This window comes from Hyphobacterium sp. CCMP332 (assembly GCF_014323565.1).
Classification (GTDB): Bacteria; Pseudomonadota; Alphaproteobacteria; order Caulobacterales; family Maricaulaceae; genus Hyphobacterium.
Window position 1 is genome coordinate 762,673 of sequence record NZ_CP058669.1, and the last position, 19,159, is coordinate 781,831.

A 19,159-nucleotide genomic window follows, 5' to 3' on the forward strand; every position below is an offset into this window, starting at 1 on the left:
CTTGGCGAGAGGCCTGTTCAGCCCGCTTCCTGCTTCAATTTGCGATGCCAGTAGAGCGTATAGAGGGCGATCATGGCGCTGATCGCTGCAACCAGCAGGAAGGCAGCCGGAATGGGCAAGGTGAGGGCCAGAACGGCGGGCAGGGCGAAATTGCCAATCGTGGCGGCACCCGCATTCAGAATGCTGCCAACCGACAGCAGCCGGCCGCGCAATTCCTGGGGCGCACGGCGTTGGGCCATGGCCTGTAACGGCACGACAAACAGACCGGCCGACACGGCGGCGAACACCAGATCGCCAAGGATGCGCCAATTGGCAGGATCCGCGATGAAGGCAGACACGCCCATCAGGGCAGCATCATCGGCCAGAACCGGCCGGTTCATCGTATAGAGCGCGATGTCGGTCGGGAATACGACAAGGCCGATGGCTCCGATGACACTGAAGATCAGCGCATTGCCCCGGCCGCTCAGCGCGCCGCAGAGAATGGCGCCCAGTGCGCCGCCAATCGTGAAGGAGGCATTGAACAGCGAGAGCACATTCTGATCGCCGCCCAGAACGCCGGAGGTAAAGGTCGGCATGACCGAGAATACAATCGCCGCGCCCAGCATCCAGAACCAGGCCACGCCCAGCATGGGCCGCAAAACGCGCGGATAGTCACCGGCAAAACGAAGCACACGCCAGGTCTCGCCGACAAAGTTCCAGCTCATTTTCATGTCGGGATTGGCGGCCGGAATGGATGGCAATTGCCGGATGCTGACCCAGCCCAAAATGGCAACCCCCACCAGAATGCCGCCAACAATCATCGCCCCCTGATGGGATCCGGCGAGTAATGTGCCAACCACGATCCCCAGCAGGATCGACATGTTCAGAGATCCGGAAAGGAAGGCATTGCCCGGCACCAATTCATGATCTTCCAGAAGATTGGGCAGGGCCGCATTCTTGGTCGGCGCGAAGAAGGCGGACTGCATGCCCATGAAGAACAGGGTGACCACCAGCAAAATGCCCGATTGCAGGAAAAACCCGACCGCAGCCAGCAGCATCAGCCAGATTTCCGCGAACTTCGTGAAACGTAGAATGCGCGTCCGGTCGTATTTGTCGGCCACGCGCCCGGCGATGGCAGAGAATAGGAACATGGCCAGCGTGAAGGCGGTGGCGGCCGTCGGGTTCATCCATTCCTCGCCGCGGCCAAGAAGCGTCAGCGAGCTGTAGGTCGCCAGCGAGATCAGTGAAAAGCGGAACAGATTATCGTTGAAGGCCCCCAGCGACTGGGCGACGAGCATGGGCCAGTAGCGGCGTTGACCGATCAGGCTGACAGCGATTTTTGCGCTCATGATTGCGCCTCCTCTTCAAGTTGGCGCGACCGCGCTTCAACTGTGGTTTCCAGCGTGGCCATGAAGCTGACCCCGTCAAGCTTGGGCGAGATCGGTTCCATGAATTCGATGATGGCGGTGCCGGGATGTTTGGCCCATTCCTGCTGGGCCCAGAAACAACCCAGATTGGTCGCGACCGGCACGACCGGGCGGTTCAGGCTGGTCGCGAGGCGATAGACGCCCTTGCGATAGGGTTTGCCGGTGCCGACGGGCGTGAGATGTCCTTCCGGATAGATCAGGATGGGGCGGGTTTCGTCTTGTGAGCGCGTGATGCCGTCATTCAAGGATTCGAGCGCTTTGCGGCCGCCATTATTGTTGACCACGATGGCCCCGGCGCGTTTCAGCACCCAGCCGATCAGCGGGAATTTCAGCATGTGATCCCCGACCACGAAATTTACATTGCCGGTCTTGGCGATCATCACGATGCCATCGCCCCAGGACTGGTGCTTGGCGGCGATGATGACCGCCTTGTTCTTTGGCCGCTGTCCGCGCACCTCGACCCTGATGCCGCAAATGACGCGCATCATCAGGACGACGAGGCGGCAATAGGACCGCACGCCATGCATCAGAAAGAATTTGCCGGGGATCAGGGCGAGAATGGCGCAAAGCACGCCGTACAGGCCGGAGACCGTCCAGTAGAGGATGTTGAAGATTGTCGAGCGCATGGGAAGTCTCCTTATGCGGCCTTCAGAACGGCCATGACGCCGTCGGTGAACGTATCGATGAGGTCGGTAAGGGGCGTCGTGATGCGGCCATAGAGGCGATATTCCGCCGCCTGCATGACCACGCCGAGCGCCATCGCCGATTTCAGTTCCGGATCGCCCTTGGGAATGTCGCCCGCACCCATGGCCGCCTCGATACGGCGTGCCATCAGGGAGGAGGGGTCGGCTCCGCCATCGCCGGCGCGCGCCAGCACGGTGTTGCGGGCGGTGAGGTGATAGGCGAAGGCGGCAGGGTCCTGCTCGGCCAGCTCGCAATAGGCGGTGACCATGGCGCGCACGGTCGCTTCCAGCCCGTCATGAGGCGAGACGTTCTCTTGCAGCATGGCCAGCAGATTGGCGTGGATCGCCTGGAACAATGTGTGTGCCAGCGATTCCTTGCTGTCGAAATGGCGATACATCGCCCCGTCGGAAATGTCGCACGCCCTGGCGATTTCCTTGATCGAGACGCCATCGACACCTTGTGCGGCAAACAGTTTCAACGCCGCACGCTCGATTCGCGCCTTGGTCGACCCCGGCTTTCCGGTAATACCGATACCGTCCGGGCCGCGCTCCAGAAGGGTTTTGTCGAGATAGGTTTCCATTTTTCTGGCCTCCAGAAGGGGTATGTGATCGTTCATTCACAATCTGGATAATCGACCCTGGAAAAGATTGCAAGTGAATAATCACTTACATTCTGGATATTCTCAATTTGGGTTTCTGGGAGAGGGGCTGTGATCAGGTGGACAAGCGAATTTCGCGAACTTTCCACGCCGATGGAAGCAGCAGGAAATTCGGTGCGTGCGATAAGAGTTGACCCGCAAACGAGGCCTCGGGCAATATTGGATGTGTCGGGGGACTTTCGCCTGATAAGTTCAGATAATTCAGGAACCTCCAATGTTGTCCACGCAGTCGCTACGAACGCCCCTGTTTTCCCTGTCGGCTTTGACCGTCATCGCCATGACGCCTCCGCTCAATGCGCAAGAGATCACGGTCACGCCTGCGCCAGAGGTTTCTGCCTTGATGGCCGTCTGCACCCCGATCGATGCCCAGGGACCGGCCATTCGCGATCACATGATGGAGCGCGGATGGACTTCCGTTCCGTCCGAGGATCAAGCCACCGTTATCCCGGCTTTCAGCGCCGCGCTTTTCTGGTCGTTCATGCCGGATCTGCCGCCAACGGCCCGTGAGGCAAATTTTGACCGGCTGATCGCGGGCGTGACCGGCGCGGTCAATTCGGAAACATCCAGCTTCCTGTCCCATAACGGTGAGTACGTGCTGCTTTTGTGGAATGGCGACAGCCTGTCTTGCATCTGGGCCGGGCCTCAGACCGACGCCATCGACACGCTGGCTGTCCAGCTGGGCGGATTTCCGGCAAGCGACGGTGTCACGACAGCCGGTATCCAACAGCGCGTCGAGGCGGGTGGGCGCGAATGGGCGCGCGGCATGTCCGTCGGGCGCACGCCAGTGGACGATTTGCCGGCAGCCGTGGCCGGAAGCACGATCACCGATTCCGCCCGGCTCGACAGGTCACCGCTCTGACGCGCCGCACGCTGATTCCATTTTCGGACCTGTTCCCGTCTTACGCGCACTTGGACCGGCCCGAAACACACCCCAATTCTTGACAACAGGCGGGCTTCTCCGCCATGTCGCGCCGATCAAATTCACGCGCTTTCCGGAACGGATTTCACCATGCACGCTTACCGCTCGCACACTTGCGCCCAGCTTCGCGCCAGCGACGTTGACACCACGGCCCGGATTTCCGGCTGGATCCATCGCAAACGTGACCATGGCGGCCTGCTCTTCATCGATTTGCGCGACCATTACGGCCTGACCCAGTGTGTGCTGGAGCCGGAAAGCCCGCACTTTGAATTGCTGGAGCGCGCGCGCGTTGAAAGCGTGGTCACCATCACAGGCAAGGTCGTGGCGCGGTCTTCCGAGGCGATCAATCCGAACCTTCCCACGGGTGAGATCGAATTGCGCGTCGAAGACGTCGCCGTCCAGTCGGCCGCCGAAGAATTGCCGATGCCGGTGTTCGGCGAGCCGGAATGGGCCGAGGAAGTGCGCCTGAAATACCGATTCCTCGATCTGCGCCGCGAAACGCTGCATTCCAACATCATGAGCCGCGTGGCGATCATTCGCGCCATGCGCGACAAGATGGCGGCGGCCGGTTTCTTCGAATTCGCCACGCCTATCCTGACGGCCTCGTCACCCGAAGGCGCCCGCGACTTCCTCGTGCCCAGCCGCATCCATCCGGGCGAATTCTACGCCCTGCCGCAGGCCCCGCAGCAATACAAGCAATTGCTGATGGTCTCCGGCTTTGACCGCTATTTCCAGATCGCACCCTGCTTCCGGGATGAAGATCCGCGCGCAGACCGTCTGCCGGGTGAATTCTACCAGCTCGATGTCGAGATGAGCTTCGTTGAAGAAGAAGACGTCTTCACGACGATGGAGCCGGTTATCCGCTCCGTCTTCGAGGACTTTGCCAACGGCAAGCCGGTGACCGCCGACTTGCCGCGCATTCCCTACGATGTTGCCATGGCCAAATATGGCAGCGACAAGCCGGATCTGCGTAACCCGATCGAGATGCAGAATGTGACCGAGCATTTCGCCGGCTCCGGCTTCAAGATTTTCGCCGGCATGATCGAGAAGAACCCGAAAGTGGAAGTCTGGGCGATCCCGGGGCCATCTGGTGGCTCTCGTGCGTTCTGCGACCGGATGAATGCCTGGGCGCAGAAAGAAGGTCAGCCGGGACTGGGCTATATCTTCTTCCGCGACGGAGAGGGTGCCGGTCCGGTCGCCAAGAATATCGGTGAAGATCGCACCGCGGCGATCCGCAATCAGCTCGGTCTGGACGATGGCGACGCCGTCTTCTTTGTCGCCGGTGTACCAAAAGACTTTGTCAGCTTTGCCGGCAAGGCGCGGGATCGCGTGGGCGCGGAGCTGAATCTGGTCGACCAGGACCGCTTCGCCCTGGCGTGGATTGTCGACTTCCCGATGTATGAGTGGGATGAAGACCACAAGAAGATCGATTTCTCGCACAACCCCTTCTCCATGCCCAAGGGCGGCATGGCGGCACTGGAAGCCGCCGAGGCCGAAGGCACGGATGCCTTGCTGGCGCTGAAAGCCCAGCAATACGACCTGGTCTGTAACGGGTTTGAAATCGCGTCCGGCTCTATCCGGAATCACATTCCGGAGACCATGATCAAGGCCTTCGGCATCACCGGCCTCGGTCCGGACGTGGTGAAGGAGCGCTTTGGTGCACTCTATCGCGCCTTCAAATATGGCGCGCCGCCGCACGGCGGTATGGCCGCCGGCGTGGACCGCATCGTCATGTTGCTCGTTGGTGCGAAAAATCTGCGCGAAGTCTGCGTCTTCCCGATGAACCAGCAGGCCGCAGATTTGCTGATGAATGCGCCGGCGAAAGCCGACCCGGCGCAGCTGAAGGAACTCAGCCTTCGCGTGGTCGCTCAGGACCCCAAAAAGAGCTGATCAATTCGGGTCTGAAGGTTCGGGCATTTCGCCCGGACCCTTCGGGCCGAGCGGGTCGACAGGCGCTTCGGGCCGGGACGGTGTGCTCGGCGGTGCCGGCATTTCAAAAACCCAGCGATACCGGCCATTCAGCTGATAGCGATTGCCGTCAATGACGACAGATCCGCTATTGGCATTGCCGGAGATGATGTCGGCATCTTCACGATAGACCAGCCGCTCTCCGGAGTTGCGCACAACCCGCAACAGATCCGGGTTGTCGCGCAATTGCTCGACGATTAGGGCGCGCTGTTGCTGGAGTTCTGCCTCGGCGGATTCGACCTCTTCCATGCGCCGTTCGGCCGCCTGCATCATCTCTTCGCGTATTTCGGCATCAACATGTTGCGTGGCAACCTGAGCCTCGGCGATAGCTCTGCGGGTCATTTCCAGCGCTTCGCGGGTGACCTCGAATTCTGCAATGGCGCGTGCCTGCTCTTCGCGGATCAGCTCCAGTCGAACGACGCCGTCGCCCCGCGGTGCGGCGGGGCTGGCCTCATTGATCCGCCGCTGCGATACGGTGAAGGTCAGGGTCTGGGGCCGGTTGCCGGAAGACGCAGCCTCCATCGGCAATTCGCCGCAATCAGACAATTCCAGCCCTTCGGGCAGGCGGCTCTCGGCATCCCGGCAGGCGTCCTGCACGGCATCCGGCGTCAGTCCTCGGACATCAATCAGAATCGCACCGGCCAACCGGGCGCCACTCAGATTGGCACCTTCGAAATTCGCCTCGGTCAGATGTGCGCCTGACAGGTCGGCACCGCGCATGTCCGCGCCGACAAAAAACACATTATGACCGTGTGAATTGCGCAGAATGGCTCCCGGCAATCGCGCATCGGTGAAGTCGGCCTCGTCCAGAATTGCCGCATCAAACCGGGCATTGAACAGCCGCGCCGAGCTGAAGTCAGCGCGGCTGAGATCGGTTTCGATAAAGCTGGCCAGAATCATCAATGAACGTGTCAGGTCGGCATCCGCCATGTCAGACGCATCAAAGCGGACCCGTTCGCCCCGGGAATGAGAAAAATCCGCGCCCTGAAGGGATGATCCGTGAAAAATCACACCGGACAATCGGGACCGCGTAAAATCTGCCGCGTTCAATTGCGATCCCATGAAGCGGGACTCGACAATGACGGACTGGGTCAGATTCGCGCCATCAAAATCGGCATCGACAAACAGGGCGCCGAGAATTTCCGCCCCGTAGAGGTTTTCCCGCGCAAGCTCGCAACTGCGGCATTCACCTGAAATCGTGATGGTTCTGTGCGGATGTTCGTCGCCTGCAAGGGCAGACCCCGCCAGAAGGCCAAACAAAGCCAGAAGAGAGAGGGTAATTTTTTTCACGGGTTAAGGAAGTAGAGCAATTTCAGCAAAAATTCGACTTAAATCGCTGTAAGTCATCGGTTAGCTGACGGTTAGCAAACCGGAATACGCAAGCCGGCCGGAAGCCGTGTCTCCTGATCCCCGCAGGCCGTGTCCAGTTGCGCTTGTGTCAGGCCCCCGACCCGCTCCATTTCGGCGCCGGAGAGAATAGCGCCGGTCAGATCCGCACCTGCAAAGTTGGCGCTGCCGAAATAGGCACCGACCAGATTGGCGTTTTGCAGATTGGCGTGGGCGAAACTCGCCCCTGTGAAGCGTCCCCCGAACAGATCCGACACCGACAGGTCAGCGCGGCTGAAATTGGCCCCGTTCATGGTGGAGAGACTGAGATTCGCCTGCCGCAGGCGAGCGCCCGACAGGTTCACGTTCGGCAGGTCCCGATAGGCCAGGTCGGCCTGAAACAGATTACATCCCGCACAGGACGAGCCGGCCTGCACACGGGCAATCTCGCCGGCGTTCTGGCCCATGGCCGGTGCTGCGAGCGTAACGATGGCGGCGGCGATGAGTGCAAGGCGTTTCATTCTGGATCGCTCCCTTCAGGATTTCGCCTGAGACGTGCAAGCCCGGTGCCGGACTCAACTCCCGCATTATTACCGGAATTCGTTGAGTTAATTCTTAATCCGTGTCATTTCAGGGAATAGGGGGAAATCCATGAGTCAGCTTTTGCGGGAATTGCAGCGCCGGAACGTCATCCGCGTGGCCAGACTTGGCTGTTCCCCGCTGAAGGCCCATTAACGGATGGGACGGTTTCTGCTCGAGCTCAAACGCCGGAATGTGTACCGGTTTGCCGCCGGGTATCTGGCGGTGGCCTGGGTGACATTCGAGGTGGTGCAGGGTGTCGAGGGCGCCGCCGGCCTGCCGGTCTGGGCCGATAGCGTGGCGCTGATCCTTCTGGTGGCCGCATTCCCGGTCGTCCTGTTCGTTGCCTGGACGTTCGAATTGACGCCGGACGGCATACGCGCCACGCGCCGCCTTGATGCCGATGAAGCCGAGGCATTGCCGCCACCGCGCCCCATCGATTATGTGATGATGGGCGGTATTGTGCTGTTTGCAGGCTTGCTCGCCTGGCAGCCCGTCAGCCACACGATTCGCACCGGCGCACCACCTCTGGCGCGCAATGACAGCGAGGTGAACATTGTAACCCCCGCTGCCGGCACAGCCACCCAGGCGAGTGAATTGGTGCCGCCAGTGCCGCCGGAACTTTCCGTTGCCGTATTGCCCTTTCTGCCCTTCACCGATGACCGGGATGATGCCTATTTTGCCGATGGCCTGACCGAGGAAATTCTGAATTCCCTGGCAGCTTTGCCGGATCTGCGCGTGACGTCGCGAACCTCGGCTTTCCAGTTTCGCGGCCGCGACCTGCCGTCCATTCCGGAAATCGCGGCCAGCCTCGGCGTCGCGCATGTCATGGAAGGATCGGTCCGCCGGTCCGGTGAACAGGTTCGCATCACCGTGCAGCTGATCCGCGCATCCGACGATGTTCATCTTTGGTCCCAGACCTATGACCGGACCATGGAGAATGTTTTCGAGATACAGGAAGACATCGCTGAGAATGTCGCGGCCGTGCTTGATGTCGTGCTCAGCGAAGAAAACCGCCGCCAGATGCGCAATTCCGGAACGCGCAATATCGATGCCTTCATCGCATTCCAGCAGGGCCAGCGCCTGTGGGACCGGGCGCACGAGGAGGAGGACACCAATCGCTTTCTCGAACAGGCAGATGCGTTTTTTGCCCGCGCCACCGAACTCGCGCCGGATTTCTCCGAAGCCTATCTCCTGCAGAGCGACTGGTACGGTCATCTTCTCAGCGAGGGCACGCTGGCCGACGATGAGGCGGCGCGTGAGCAGGCGCGGGCCCGCCACGGTGAATTGCTGCAGCTCGCCTATGATACGGCGACCAGTGACGCAAGGCGCGCCATCGCCTCGGTGAATGACCTGTTATTTGCTGACAACTGGACCTATGCCAGCGAAACGCTAGAGCTGGCGGTCACGTCGGACATCTGTGCCCATGACAACTGGACCCAGGATTTCGCCTATCTCTACGGCAATCTGGACCAGCGCCTGGCCTATGCTGCCCGGCTGGTCGCCTGCGATCCGCTCAACCCCTTAACCCGGCTCTATTATGGCAACACGCTCCTCGTGCGCGGCGATTTTAATGCGGCCCTCGAATGGGCCGAGGATTTGAGCGCGCGCGGCATGGATTATGAGGCGGAAGTGATCGGCTTTGATGCGCTCCTGGGCCTCGGCTTGCTGGATGAGGCCGAGGCTCAACTGCAGCCGCACTGGGAATGGGAATCGCTCCGGCTGGCCGCCCGCCGCGGCGGCGATACGGCCAGAGAGGCGCTGACGCCATTCCTGTCCGAGGACGCTGACTGGTTCAATCTCATTCTGCTGGCCTGGATGGGCGACACGGAGGCAGCCAACGCCGTGGCGGCCGAAATCGACGCCCGGCCCTATGGTTATCTTGATCTGATGACCGCCATCGATTCCTGCCGATGCGGCGCGCCCTTTGATCGCGATGCGGTTCCGGATTTTTCACGCCGTCTGGCTCAGGGCGGTTTCGACTGGCCGCCGGAAGGCGATCTGGGCTTTCCACGCGTCCCGTTCGGTCGTGTCGAAGTAATTGAAAACTAGCCGCTATTGCTGCCGCTGATCTTGGTCCACCCGCAGGCCTGACAATCCAGAGTGCCGTCATTCAGGCGCGCAACGGTGAAGTGCCCGCATTCCGGGCAGGGATCGCCATCATAGCTGTCAGGCGGCAGGACGTCCTGCGCGATCGGCGCCTCGGCCTCCCGCTCGTCCGCCTTGGCCTTGCGCATATCCGCCGTCAGCATGACCACATTGTCGGGCAGCTGGCCGCGTGAAAAGCCCTTGGAAATATAGCGCAGCGCGTCTTCCTGCAGCGTTTTCTCCCGGGCGACACCGCGGCCGATCCCGCCAGTCATGTCCGGCTGGACCTCGGCCAGATCATTGCGCCCCAGATAGGACACGGCCAGTTCACGGAAGAGATAGTCGAGGATGGAGGTGGCATGGCGGATGGAGTCATTGCCTTCCACCTCGCCGGCGGGCTCGAAGCGCGTGAAGACGAAGGCATCGACGAATTCCTCCAGCGGCACGCCATATTGCAGGGCGATGGAAATCGCGATGGCGAAATTGTTCATCAGCGAACGGAAGGCCGCGCCTTCCTTGTGCATGTCGATGAAGATTTCACCCAGCTCGCCGCTGTCGAATTCGCCGGTGTGCAGATAGACCTTGTGGCCGCCGACGGTCGCTTTCTGGATATAGCCCTTGCGGCGATCCGGCATTTTGCGGCGATTGACCGGCTTCTCGACGATCTTCTCGATGATTTTTTCAACGATCCGTTCTTCGCCGGGCTCCAGGTCTTCGTCAATCTCGTCCAGAAGGCCCGTCAGACCGGCTCCCTGATGCTCGATCTTCAGGCTCGAAAGCCCGGCCTTGCCAGCCTGCCGCATCAGGCGGGCGACCTGATCCGGCCCGGCATCAGCCGGAAGTGTGAGGATGGCGGGGGCCGGTCCGTTGATGTCAGCTTCCAGAGCTGCTGCGAGCGCGATCACGGCGTCCGGTGCAGGGCGCGCAAAAGCGGTCATGGCGCCCTTGTCAGTCAGGCCGAGGCCAAGGTGTTTCAATCCGGTGATGACGCTCGGTCGCAATTCCCGGCCGGTGGCGGTCTGCACCAGAACGTCATTCAGGGGCGCGATGCCGCGCGAATCCGCCTCCATCAGACGCGCGACGACGCCCTCGGGCTCTATCGCGGAAATGGTGACGCGTGCGCCCGCGGCCAACATCGCCGCCCGGGCGATATCGGCGGCGAGGTTGCGCGCTTCATCGCTGTCATAGGGGAGGCCAAGCTGCGCAAACAATGCGGCAAAGCCGGTCAGTGAGATCGTGCCGGCGGGGGCCGATTTCCGGGCGCCTACGCGCAGGGCGCCGGCCCAGAGCGCGATGGTCTTGCCGATGGCTTTCATATCCGTGCCGAACAGCGGCAGGTTCAGATAAAGGACAGGTCCCGGTGAGGGGCGTTCGCCCGCAAACCGAAATTCCGGCGCGCCAAAGCTCCAGACCGATTGGGCAATCTGGTTCCACCATGTGCGCGCTGCGGTCTCCGTGCCGTCATGGAAGGCCCAGACCGCATCATCAGCTTCGGCTTCCAGAAGCGTGGCCGGAATCTGCAGCACCGGGGCAGGCGGCGTTACCGATGGCACAAATCCGAGATCCGGCTCGTCAAACTCGCCCTGACGCGCCAGAGCGAGCGCATGCTCGATGGCTTCATCGGGCGCACCGTCGCGTCTGGCGGCCTGCAGAGCGCGCTTCAGCGCCGGATTTTGCGCCGGATCAAGACAGTCCTCGGCCTCTCCGGCGCATTGCGCCACGGCATGACCAATCGCCATCAGCCGGTCACGCAGAACGCGCGCGCCGACATCACTGACGGCCGCTTTGAGGCGGGCATTGCTGATATCCTGAGGCAGAGACCGGGCTTCGCCGCTATCAGCAGCCACCGGCAGGATTTTCTCACCTGCATCCAGCGCCGGAATGGCATCGCCATAGGCGATATCAACGCCTGCATGCTGGATGAGTTCAGAGGCGGGCAGTATGCGGCGCGCCAGAAGATCCGATTTGAGGGCGGCGTGGATGGCCGCGTCTTTCATTGGTGCGGCAAAATGCACGGCAATACGGTCAAAAACCGCCTCGGCATCGCGTTCCGGGGCGCCGTCGGTGCCGACCGGGCTGCGCTTGCGCAAGATGTCAGGGCCCTTTGTGCCGGGCTTCATCCGGGATTCGACAGGCCGGGCAATGGTGCAGAGCTCGGCCAGAGCGGCGGCTGCGCTGACATTCCAGTCCTCCGGCGCCCGCAGGGCATCGCCCGTCCCGCCATCCGGGTCTGCAATATCAAATGTTGAAAAAACCGGTGTCTTTGTCTTGGCCATGGCCGCCCCGCCGCATCAAGAGAATCAGTTACATCAGGTGAAAGCATACGCGCCGGAGGGGAACTGCCCAATGGACACACAGCGCACTGGACCTATCGGGTGTGGATAGGCATATTCTGGCCCGACTCTGACCCTTGAAGGATCGCGGGATGCTCGGCTTTATCGGAAAAATTTTCGCCTGGTGGGATGATGCGACGCCCGGCACCTATCTGACGCTATTCGCCAAAGGCGCCACAAAAGTTGGCGAGGATGAATTCGGCAACAGGTATTTCGAGGAAAAGAAGGCGACCGGTTCCGACGGCCGCATCCGCCGTTATGTGGTTTACAACGGTTATGCCGATGCCAGCCGCGTTCCGATGGCCTGGCATGGCTGGCTGCATCACACCTATGAAGATGCGCCCACCGGCGATGAGGCCGCCTATGCTTGGGAAAAGGGCCACGAGCCGAATCTGACGGGCACACTGCATGCCTACAAGCCGGCCGGCGCGTTGTCGCGCGGCGGAAAGCGGCAGGCCAATAGCGCTGATTATGAAAGCTGGTCGCCTGAGGGGTGAGCTGGCTCGACGTGGACGCCGCTTCGCGGCATCATGATGGAATGTCTGTGATCAAACGTCTTCTCCTTTGTGTCCTTCTTGCCTTGCCGCTGGCCTCTGCGGGGGCGCAGCAGGACAATCAGCGCTCCAGCCTGCCGGGAAGTGTTCTGGTGATGCGCGGTCTCGACAAGGTTACGGCGCGGACGGTCGATTTTGAAATCCCGATCGGCGAGGAATATCAATTCGGATCCCTGACAATCCTGCCGCGCTATTGCCGGGAACGTCCGCCGGAAGAAACTCCTGAGATTTTTGTCTTCGTCGAGGTGTTCGAACGCCGCGCCGAAGATGGCGGTATCATCGAGGATGGCGGAGACCGGATATTCTCTGGCTGGATGTTTGCGTCCAATCCGGCGCTCAATCCGCTGGAGCACCCGGTCTACGACGTCTGGCCGATCGACTGCAGGGCATAGTCGCCGCTGGCGCCTTCGGGCATCTTGAAAAAATCCGCTTCCTGCGCCACCGCGACCGCCAGCCGTTCACGGTAGACTTCGGCGGGCACTTCTTCCGTGCCGAACTGGCTGAGATGATCGGTCATGAATTGCGCATCCAGCAATGTGAAGCCGCCCGTTTTCAATCGCGCGACCAGATGCACGAGCGCGACCTTCGAAGCATCGGTGGCATACGAAAACATGCTCTCGCCGAAAAACGCGGCCCCGAGAGACACGCCATAGAGCCCGCCTGCGAGCTGGCCGTTGATCCGGCATTCGACGGAATGCGCGTGACCCATATTGTGGAGCTCTGAATAGAGCCAGCGGATGGGCCCGTTGATCCAGGTCTGCCGGCGATCCGGAGCGGGCGCGGCGCAGGCGGCCACGACCGCGTCGAAGTCCTGATTGATCGTGATGGCAAACTTGTCCTGCCGGACCGTACGCCGTAATCGCCGGGGCAGGTGAAATCCCTCCAGCGGGATATTAGCGCGTTCCGGCGGCTCGATCAGATACAGGCGCGGGTCGTCAGCGGAATCCGCCATCGGAAAGACGCCGGTACGATAGCAGTCGAGTAATTCGCCCGGTCCGAAGCCCGGCATGGTCTAGCCCCTGGCGCGGTCTGCGAGCCAGTTTTCCAGCCAGCGGATATGATAATCGCCTGACAGGAACGCCTCTTCCTCCAGCAGTGCCAGATGCAGGGGCTTCGTCGTCTTGATGCCGCCGATGACCATTTCTTCCAGAGACCGCTTGAGGCGCAGCAAGGCTTCTTCGCGGGTCTTGCCATGGACGATCAGCTTGCCGATCAGGCTGTCATAATAGGGCGGAATGGAATAGCCGGCATACAGCCCGCTATCGAGGCGCACGCCGAGCCCGCCCGGAGCATGAAACTCCGTCACCTTGCCCGGTGATGGCGCAAAGGTTTCCGGGTCTTCCGCATTGATGCGGCATTCGATCGCCCAGCCCTCAAAGGTGATGTCTTCCTGCGTGTAGCCCAGCTTTTCGCCCGCGGCGATGCGGATCTGCTCGCGCACCAGGTCCAGCCCGGTAATTGCTTCGGTGACGGGATGCTCGACCTGAAGGCGGGTATTCATTTCGATGAAATAGAATTCGCCATTCTCGTAGAGATATTCGATCGTGCCGGCGCCGCGATAGCCGATCGCCGCGACGGCATCGCGTGTGACGCGTCCGATCTTCTCGCGCTGTTCCGGCGTCAGGGCCGGTGAGGGGGCTTCTTCGAGAATTTTCTGATGCCGGCGCTGCAGCGAGCAATCGCGCTCGCCCAGATGGACGACATTGCCATGTGTGTCGGCGAGAATCTGGATCTCGATATGGCGGGGCTGTCCCAGATATTTTTCCAGATAGACGGCACCATCGCCAAAGGCGGCTTCCGCCTCGCGCGAGGCAGTTTCAACGGCTTCACGGAAATCCTTGGCCGTATTCGCGACCTTCATGCCGCGTCCGCCGCCGCCCGCCGCAGCCTTGACCAGGACCGGATAGCCGATCCCGTCCGCGACTTTGCGGGCTTCGTCGATATCGCTGATACCGCCGTCAGAGCCGGGCACGACCGGAATGCCGGCCTCTTTCACGGCCTGCTTGGCGGCAATCTTGTCGCCCATCAGCCGGATGTGATCCGCCGTCGGGCCAATAAAGACCAGGCCGTGCGCTTCGACGATCTCGGCAAAACGGGCGTTTTCCGAAAGGAAGCCATAGCCCGGGTGCACAGCCTGTGCGCCGGTAATCTCGCACGCGGCAATGATTTGCGGAATATTCAGATAGGATTGCGAGGCGGGGTTGGGACCGACGCAGACACTTTCATCCGCCAGCCGAACATGCATGGCGTCCCGATCAGCCTCCGAATGGATCGCGACGGTCTTGATACCCATTTCGCGACAGGCGCGGTGCACCCGGAGCGCGATTTCGCCGCGATTGGCGATGAGGATTTTTTCAAACATCAGGTCTCGCCGATCAATCGATCACAAAGAGGGCTTCGCCGAATTCGACCGGCTGGCCATCTTCCACCAGCATGGCCGACAGCTTGCCGGATTTGGGTGCAATAATCGGATTGAAGGTTTTCATCGCTTCAACCAGCAGTATCGTGTCGCCCTCCTTCACGGCATCGCCGACATTGAAGAAGGCATCCGCATCCGGGTTGGGGCGAATATAAACCGTGCCGACCATCGGCGAAGGCGTCGCATTGGCGGGCGCTTCGCTTGCGCTTGGCGCCGGAGAAGCGGCCGCAGCAGGGGCCGCCGCGGGAGCGGGCGCAGCGGCTGGTGCTGCCATGACCTGTTGAACAGGTGCAGCGGTCAGCGTGCGCGCAACGCGCAGACGCAGATCGCCGCGTTCGACCTCGATCTCGGTCAATTCGGTATCGCGCAGAATGTCGGCAAGCTCCCGCACCAGTTTCGGATCGAATGCGGATGCGGATTTCGCACCGGACTTGGAAGACGTGGTCATGCGTTTTTCGTCCCTCGGCTCGGATTCGGTAGGCGTGTTCTAGATCAGACTGGCGGCAATCTCCACCGCCTCGACATAACCCGCCGCACCGCGTCCTGCGATTGTTCTGGTCGCGACAAGACCCACGAAGGAATGATGCCGGAATGGCTCCCGCGTGGACGGATCGCTGATATGCACTTCTATGACGGGTATGGAAACCGCCTTTAAAGCGTCATGTAAAGCAATGGATGTATGCGTATAGGCGGCCGGATTGATGATCAGAGCCGCGAATCCCTCGCGGGATTCGTGAATCCAGTCGACCAGAACGCCTTCGTGATTCGATTGCCGGAAATCAATCTCCAGCCCGTGAGGCGAGGCCGCCGTAACGCACATGGACTTGATGTCGGCCAGGGTTTCGTGGCCGTAGATCTCCGGCTCGCGGCTGCCGAGCAGGTTCAGATTCGGCCCGTTGAGGATCATCAGTCTGGCTGCCATGAATGCGCCTTGCCCCTTGACGTGGAGGCCGCGTTCTACGACCTCCTGACAGAAGAATTCAAGTAGGCGAGGCGGTTGGCGTGAAACTGACCATCAATGGCGAGATTCAGGACTTTGCAGACGGGCTGACCATTTCCGGCCTGGTTGAAGTGCTTGGATTGCACCCTAAAAAGGTGGCCATTGAACGCAATCTGGAAGTCGTGCCCAAATCCCTGCACCCGGAAACCGTGCTCGCCGATGGCGACCGGATCGAAATCGTCCAGTTCGTGGGCGGAGGATAATCATGGAAGATACCCCCCTTGTTGTCGCCGGCCGGACGCTGAAATCGCGCCTCATCATCGGCACCGGAAAATACGAGACCTATGAGCAGAATGCGCGGGCGCTGGAAGCGTCGGGCGCCGAGATGATCACCGTCGCCGTGCGGCGCGTAAATCTCACCGATCGGGACCAGCCCATGCTGGTCGACTTCATCGATCCGGAAAAATACATTTTCCTTCCCAATACCGCCGGCTGTTTTACCGGTGAAGACGCTGTCCGCACGCTGCGTCTGGCGCGGGAGGCCGGGGGATGGGATCTGGTGAAGCTGGAAGTCCTGTCAGACCCGAAACACCTCTATCCCGACATGGAAGAAACGCTCCGGGCCGCGAAATTGCTGATCAGGGACGGCTTTCAGGTCATGGTCTATTGTTCGGACGATCCGGTCTACGCAAAGAAACTCGAAGAGGCGGGCTGTTGTGCGATCATGCCGCTTGGCGCGCCGATCGGCTCCGGGCTGGGTATCCAGAACCCGGTCAATATCCGCCTGATCATCGAAGAAGCAAAAGTGCCGGTCATCGTCGATGCCGGAGTCGGCACGGCCTCGGACGCGGCTGTGGCAATGGAACTGGGCTGTGACGGTGTGCTGATGAATACGGCCATCGCCGAAGCCAAAGACCCCATCCGCATGGCGTCAGCGATGAAGCATGCCGTGATTGCGGGCCGCGAAGCCTATCTGGCCGGCCGTATGCCGAAAAAACGCTATGCTGATCCGTCCAGTCCGCTCAGCGGGTTGATCTAGCCGCCCTGGCGAACGCGGCTCAGCTCCGCCGCCAGCAACTCATCCAGCATATCGCGGTTGGCGCCCGGAACGGCGCGGCCATTGATGATGAAGAAGGGCGTGCCTTCGGCCCCGATGGCCCGTCCGAGGGCATAGACCTGTTCGATATGTTGCTGGATCGCCGGGTCATCCATGTCTTCCAGCATCTGCGGGACATTGACACCGGCGAGGCGGGCAAAATTCTCGATCCGGCCCTGAGGCAAGGGGCCGCTGGATTGCACCATGGCGGTATGGAAGCGCCAGTAGACATCCTCGCCCTGACGCAGGGCGGCGAGAGCGGCGCGGGCTGCAACGCGGGATTCCTCGCCAAGGATCGGGTATTCCTTGAACACAAAGCGGATCTGGTCGCCATAGGCCTGACGGGCTTCTGCCACCCATTCCGATGCAATCCGGCAATAGCCGCACTTGTAGTCCATGAATTCCACGATCACGATCGGCGCATCGTCCGGGCCAATCGAAGGGTCGCGCGCATCGCTGTAGATGAGGTCGGCATTGGCGCGGATGGCCGAAGACGTTGCTTCGCTTTCGCGCTGACGGGCACGACGTTGCAGCTCGATCAGGGCTTCTTCGATGATTTCGGGGTTTTCGAGAATATAGTCGCCGATCATGCTCTCGATTTCGGCGCGTTCGGCCTCGGTGAATTCACTGTCAGACTGGGCTGTGGCCGGTGCCGCAAAAACAAGCATCGCAAACAGGCCGGTCAAGGCGGCAAAAAACGCTTTCATCAAACTTCCCCGAAATTGGTCCAGAACCGTATCTAGCGTTCCTGCTCGGCCGTGCCAATGACGATGCTGTTACCGGTTCAAGCCCAGGCGCCGTTCGCGGCGTTCTCCGGGGGCGGGCGCACTGGCCTGAGCGACGCCGATGAGCTCGTTGGCGCGATACCAGTCCGGCGTACCGCGTTCCAGTTGCGGTGCGGCGCGCACGGCAAATTGCAGGGCCCGCCCGCTATTGCCGAGGGCATAGGATTGTTCCGCGATGGCCAGCTGCGCCCGGGCGGTATCGCCGTTGCGTTCATGCACAATCGACAATTGGTACCAGGCAAAGGAATTGTCCGGCTCGATATCGAGCGCGACACGTAAATGCTGGCCCGCATCTTCCAGATAGGCATCATCGTCTGTTGCAATCATCGACATGGCCAGATTGATCCGCAAAAGCGGCGCTTGCGGCATCAGATCGACCGATTGCTGGTGGTACTGGATGGATTCAGCGGCGTGCCCGCTTTCAAACAGCATCTGGCCATAGAGTTCATAGAAAAACGGATTGTCCGGCTCTTCGGCAATCAGCGATTCGATTTCCTCGCGGGCCTCGGCCATGCGGGCATCATGGTAATAGGCGACGGAACGGGCATAGCGCGCCGGCAGGCTCTGATCCGATTCCGGATAACGGTAGAAGACATGACCCGGTTCAGCCATGAAGCCGTAGATTTTCGCTTGCAGCCGCTCAAGGCGCGCAATCTCTTCCGGGCTTTCGGGCTGATCGGCATAGGGAGATCGCGCCACGGCCTCTCTCAGCGCGGCCACGCGGGCCGAGGAGAGCGGGTGGGTCCGGAAATAGGGATAGCGGCGGGCCGGGCTGAAGGCTTCCTGATAGCGAAAGCGCTCGAAGAATTCCATCAGGCCTTCGGCGGAGTTACCGGTTTCTTCCAGAAAACGTATAGCAGCCTGATCAGCCGCCGATTCCTGTGTCCTTGTGTAGGTAAAGAATTGCAGGGCCCCGAATTGCTGGCTGGACGCCATCAAGGCACCGGCTGCACCGCCTTCACCGGCAAAGGCCGCCAGAACACCCAGGCCGAGCGTCGCAAACATCGGAATGGCGGCCTGGTTCATGGCTTCGCCGGTGCGCGCAAGGTGCGCCCCGGCAATGTGTCCGGTTTCATGCGCCAGAACGCCCTTGATCTGGAGCGGGTCGGTCGCTTCCAGAATGGTGCCGGTATGCATGAAGATATTCTGTCCGCCCGTGACGAAGGCATTGATGGCCGGGTCGGCGATAATGTAGAGGCCCACATCGCTGGGTTCGAGGCCGGCTGCGACCAGAAACGGGTCGGTATAATCGCGCAGCATTATTTCGATTTCGGTATCGCGGATCAGGCTCTGGGCCGTGGCCGAGCCTGAAAACCCGAAGACTGAGACAATTCCGGCGAAAAAAGCGATCAGGGCACGCATACAATTATCCTTCGAACAGCCCCCGCTGAACCCGAACTCTAG

Annotated in this window: 19 protein-coding genes; 7 read left to right on the forward strand and 12 right to left on the reverse strand. The window is 60.9% G+C overall.

The features are described from left to right. Nucleotides 1–17: 17 nt before the first annotated feature. From HXX25_RS03945 to HXX25_RS03955, 3 genes are read right to left on the reverse strand one after another with little or no spacing between them, the layout of a single operon-like run. Nucleotides 18–1,328 (reverse strand): MFS transporter, encoded by a 1,311-nt coding sequence (locus HXX25_RS03945; protein ID WP_187167214.1) that lies wholly within the window; start codon nucleotides 1,326–1,328, stop codon nucleotides 18–20. Further along, nucleotides 1,325–2,032 (reverse strand): 1-acyl-sn-glycerol-3-phosphate acyltransferase, encoded by a 708-nt coding sequence (locus HXX25_RS03950; protein ID WP_187167215.1) that lies wholly within the window; start codon nucleotides 2,030–2,032, stop codon nucleotides 1,325–1,327. The genes HXX25_RS03945 and HXX25_RS03950 overlap by 4 nt, the downstream gene beginning before the upstream one ends. Before the next feature lie 11 nt (nucleotides 2,033–2,043). Continuing rightward, nucleotides 2,044–2,706 (reverse strand): TetR/AcrR family transcriptional regulator, encoded by a 663-nt coding sequence (locus HXX25_RS03955; RefSeq protein WP_187167216.1) that lies wholly within the window; start codon nucleotides 2,704–2,706, stop codon nucleotides 2,044–2,046. Nucleotides 2,707–2,962: 256 nt separating this feature from the next. Between HXX25_RS03955 and HXX25_RS03960 the strand changes: the two genes are divergently transcribed. Beyond that, the gene (locus HXX25_RS03960; protein WP_187167217.1) at nucleotides 2,963–3,607 is read left to right on the forward strand and encodes a hypothetical protein; all 645 of its coding nucleotides are present in this window, start codon (nucleotides 2,963–2,965) and stop codon (nucleotides 3,605–3,607) included. Nucleotides 3,608–3,757: 150 nt separating this feature from the next. Further along, nucleotides 3,758–5,557 carry an aspartate--tRNA ligase gene (aspS, locus tag HXX25_RS03965; protein WP_187167218.1) on the forward strand — a complete coding sequence of 600 codons (1,800 nt, stop codon included), beginning with the start codon at nucleotides 3,758–3,760 and terminating at the stop codon, nucleotides 5,555–5,557. On the opposite strand, the gene HXX25_RS03970 is transcribed toward aspS, so the two are convergent. After that, on the reverse strand, nucleotides 5,558–6,925 hold the full coding sequence (locus HXX25_RS03970; protein ID WP_187167219.1) for a pentapeptide repeat-containing protein: 1,368 nt from the start codon (nucleotides 6,923–6,925) through the stop codon (nucleotides 5,558–5,560). Between the two features lie 71 nt (nucleotides 6,926–6,996). Next, nucleotides 6,997–7,482, reverse strand: a complete 486-nt coding sequence (locus HXX25_RS03975; RefSeq protein WP_187167220.1) for a pentapeptide repeat-containing protein — start codon at nucleotides 7,480–7,482, stop codon at nucleotides 6,997–6,999. A 217-nt stretch (nucleotides 7,483–7,699) separates the two neighbouring features. Here HXX25_RS03975 and HXX25_RS03980 point away from each other — a divergent pair, with 217 nt between their 5' ends. Beyond that, nucleotides 7,700–9,592 (forward strand): hypothetical protein, encoded by a 1,893-nt coding sequence (locus HXX25_RS03980; RefSeq protein WP_187167221.1) that lies wholly within the window; start codon nucleotides 7,700–7,702, stop codon nucleotides 9,590–9,592. On the opposite strand, the gene HXX25_RS03985 is transcribed toward HXX25_RS03980, so the two are convergent. Further along, complete coding sequence (locus HXX25_RS03985; protein WP_187167222.1) at nucleotides 9,589–11,904, reverse strand: hypothetical protein; 2,316 nt, start codon at nucleotides 11,902–11,904, stop codon at nucleotides 9,589–9,591. The two genes, HXX25_RS03980 and HXX25_RS03985, sit on opposite strands and share 4 nt — an antisense overlap. Nucleotides 11,905–12,053: 149 nt before the next feature. On the opposite strand from HXX25_RS03985, the gene HXX25_RS03990 reads away from it, so the two are divergent. Together HXX25_RS03990 and HXX25_RS03995 are read left to right on the forward strand one after the other, a co-directional pair. Further along, nucleotides 12,054–12,458 carry an NADH:ubiquinone oxidoreductase subunit NDUFA12 gene (locus tag HXX25_RS03990; RefSeq protein ID WP_187167223.1) on the forward strand — a complete coding sequence of 135 codons (405 nt, stop codon included), beginning with the start codon at nucleotides 12,054–12,056 and terminating at the stop codon, nucleotides 12,456–12,458. A gap of 47 nt (nucleotides 12,459–12,505) precedes the next feature. Then, nucleotides 12,506–12,907 carry a DUF2155 domain-containing protein gene (locus HXX25_RS03995; RefSeq protein ID WP_233346865.1) on the forward strand — a complete coding sequence of 134 codons (402 nt, stop codon included), beginning with the start codon at nucleotides 12,506–12,508 and terminating at the stop codon, nucleotides 12,905–12,907. Here the strand turns inward: HXX25_RS03995 and aat are convergent. Genes aat through aroQ form a run of 4 tightly spaced genes read right to left on the reverse strand, consistent with a single transcriptional unit; the run spans nucleotide 12,874 to nucleotide 15,856 of the window. Next, complete coding sequence (gene aat, locus HXX25_RS04000) at nucleotides 12,874–13,524, reverse strand: leucyl/phenylalanyl-tRNA--protein transferase (protein ID WP_187167225.1); 651 nt, start codon at nucleotides 13,522–13,524, stop codon at nucleotides 12,874–12,876. The two genes, HXX25_RS03995 and aat, sit on opposite strands and share 34 nt — an antisense overlap. A 3-nt stretch (nucleotides 13,525–13,527) precedes the next feature. Next, entirely contained in the window at nucleotides 13,528–14,877 is a 1,350-nt protein-coding gene (gene accC / locus HXX25_RS04005; RefSeq protein ID WP_187167226.1) for an acetyl-CoA carboxylase biotin carboxylase subunit, read from the reverse strand. Nucleotides 14,878–14,890: 13 nt separating this feature from the next. Next, nucleotides 14,891–15,382 (reverse strand): acetyl-CoA carboxylase biotin carboxyl carrier protein, encoded by a 492-nt coding sequence (gene accB / locus HXX25_RS04010; protein WP_187167227.1) that lies wholly within the window; start codon nucleotides 15,380–15,382, stop codon nucleotides 14,891–14,893. A 39-nt stretch (nucleotides 15,383–15,421) separates the two neighbouring features. Further along, nucleotides 15,422–15,856 carry a type II 3-dehydroquinate dehydratase gene (aroQ, locus tag HXX25_RS04015; RefSeq protein ID WP_187167228.1) on the reverse strand — a complete coding sequence of 145 codons (435 nt, stop codon included), beginning with the start codon at nucleotides 15,854–15,856 and terminating at the stop codon, nucleotides 15,422–15,424. 80 nt (nucleotides 15,857–15,936) lie between these two features. On the opposite strand from aroQ, the gene thiS reads away from it, so the two are divergent. After that, nucleotides 15,937–16,137 carry a sulfur carrier protein ThiS gene (gene thiS / locus HXX25_RS04020; RefSeq protein WP_187167229.1) on the forward strand — a complete coding sequence of 67 codons (201 nt, stop codon included), beginning with the start codon at nucleotides 15,937–15,939 and terminating at the stop codon, nucleotides 16,135–16,137. A 2-nt stretch (nucleotides 16,138–16,139) separates the two neighbouring features. Further along, the gene (locus HXX25_RS04025; RefSeq protein WP_187167230.1) at nucleotides 16,140–16,913 is read left to right on the forward strand and encodes a thiazole synthase; all 774 of its coding nucleotides are present in this window, start codon (nucleotides 16,140–16,142) and stop codon (nucleotides 16,911–16,913) included. On the opposite strand, the gene HXX25_RS04030 is transcribed toward HXX25_RS04025, so the two are convergent. Together HXX25_RS04030 and HXX25_RS04035 are read right to left on the reverse strand one after the other, a co-directional pair. Next, a complete protein-coding gene (locus HXX25_RS04030; protein WP_187167231.1) occupies nucleotides 16,910–17,677 on the reverse strand; it encodes a DsbA family protein in 768 nt (255 codons plus the stop codon). The two genes, HXX25_RS04025 and HXX25_RS04030, sit on opposite strands and share 4 nt — an antisense overlap. A gap of 69 nt (nucleotides 17,678–17,746) precedes the next feature. Beyond that, complete coding sequence (locus tag HXX25_RS04035) at nucleotides 17,747–19,117, reverse strand: M48 family metalloprotease (protein WP_187167232.1); 1,371 nt, start codon at nucleotides 19,115–19,117, stop codon at nucleotides 17,747–17,749. Between the last annotated feature and the right edge of the window lie 42 nt (nucleotides 19,118–19,159).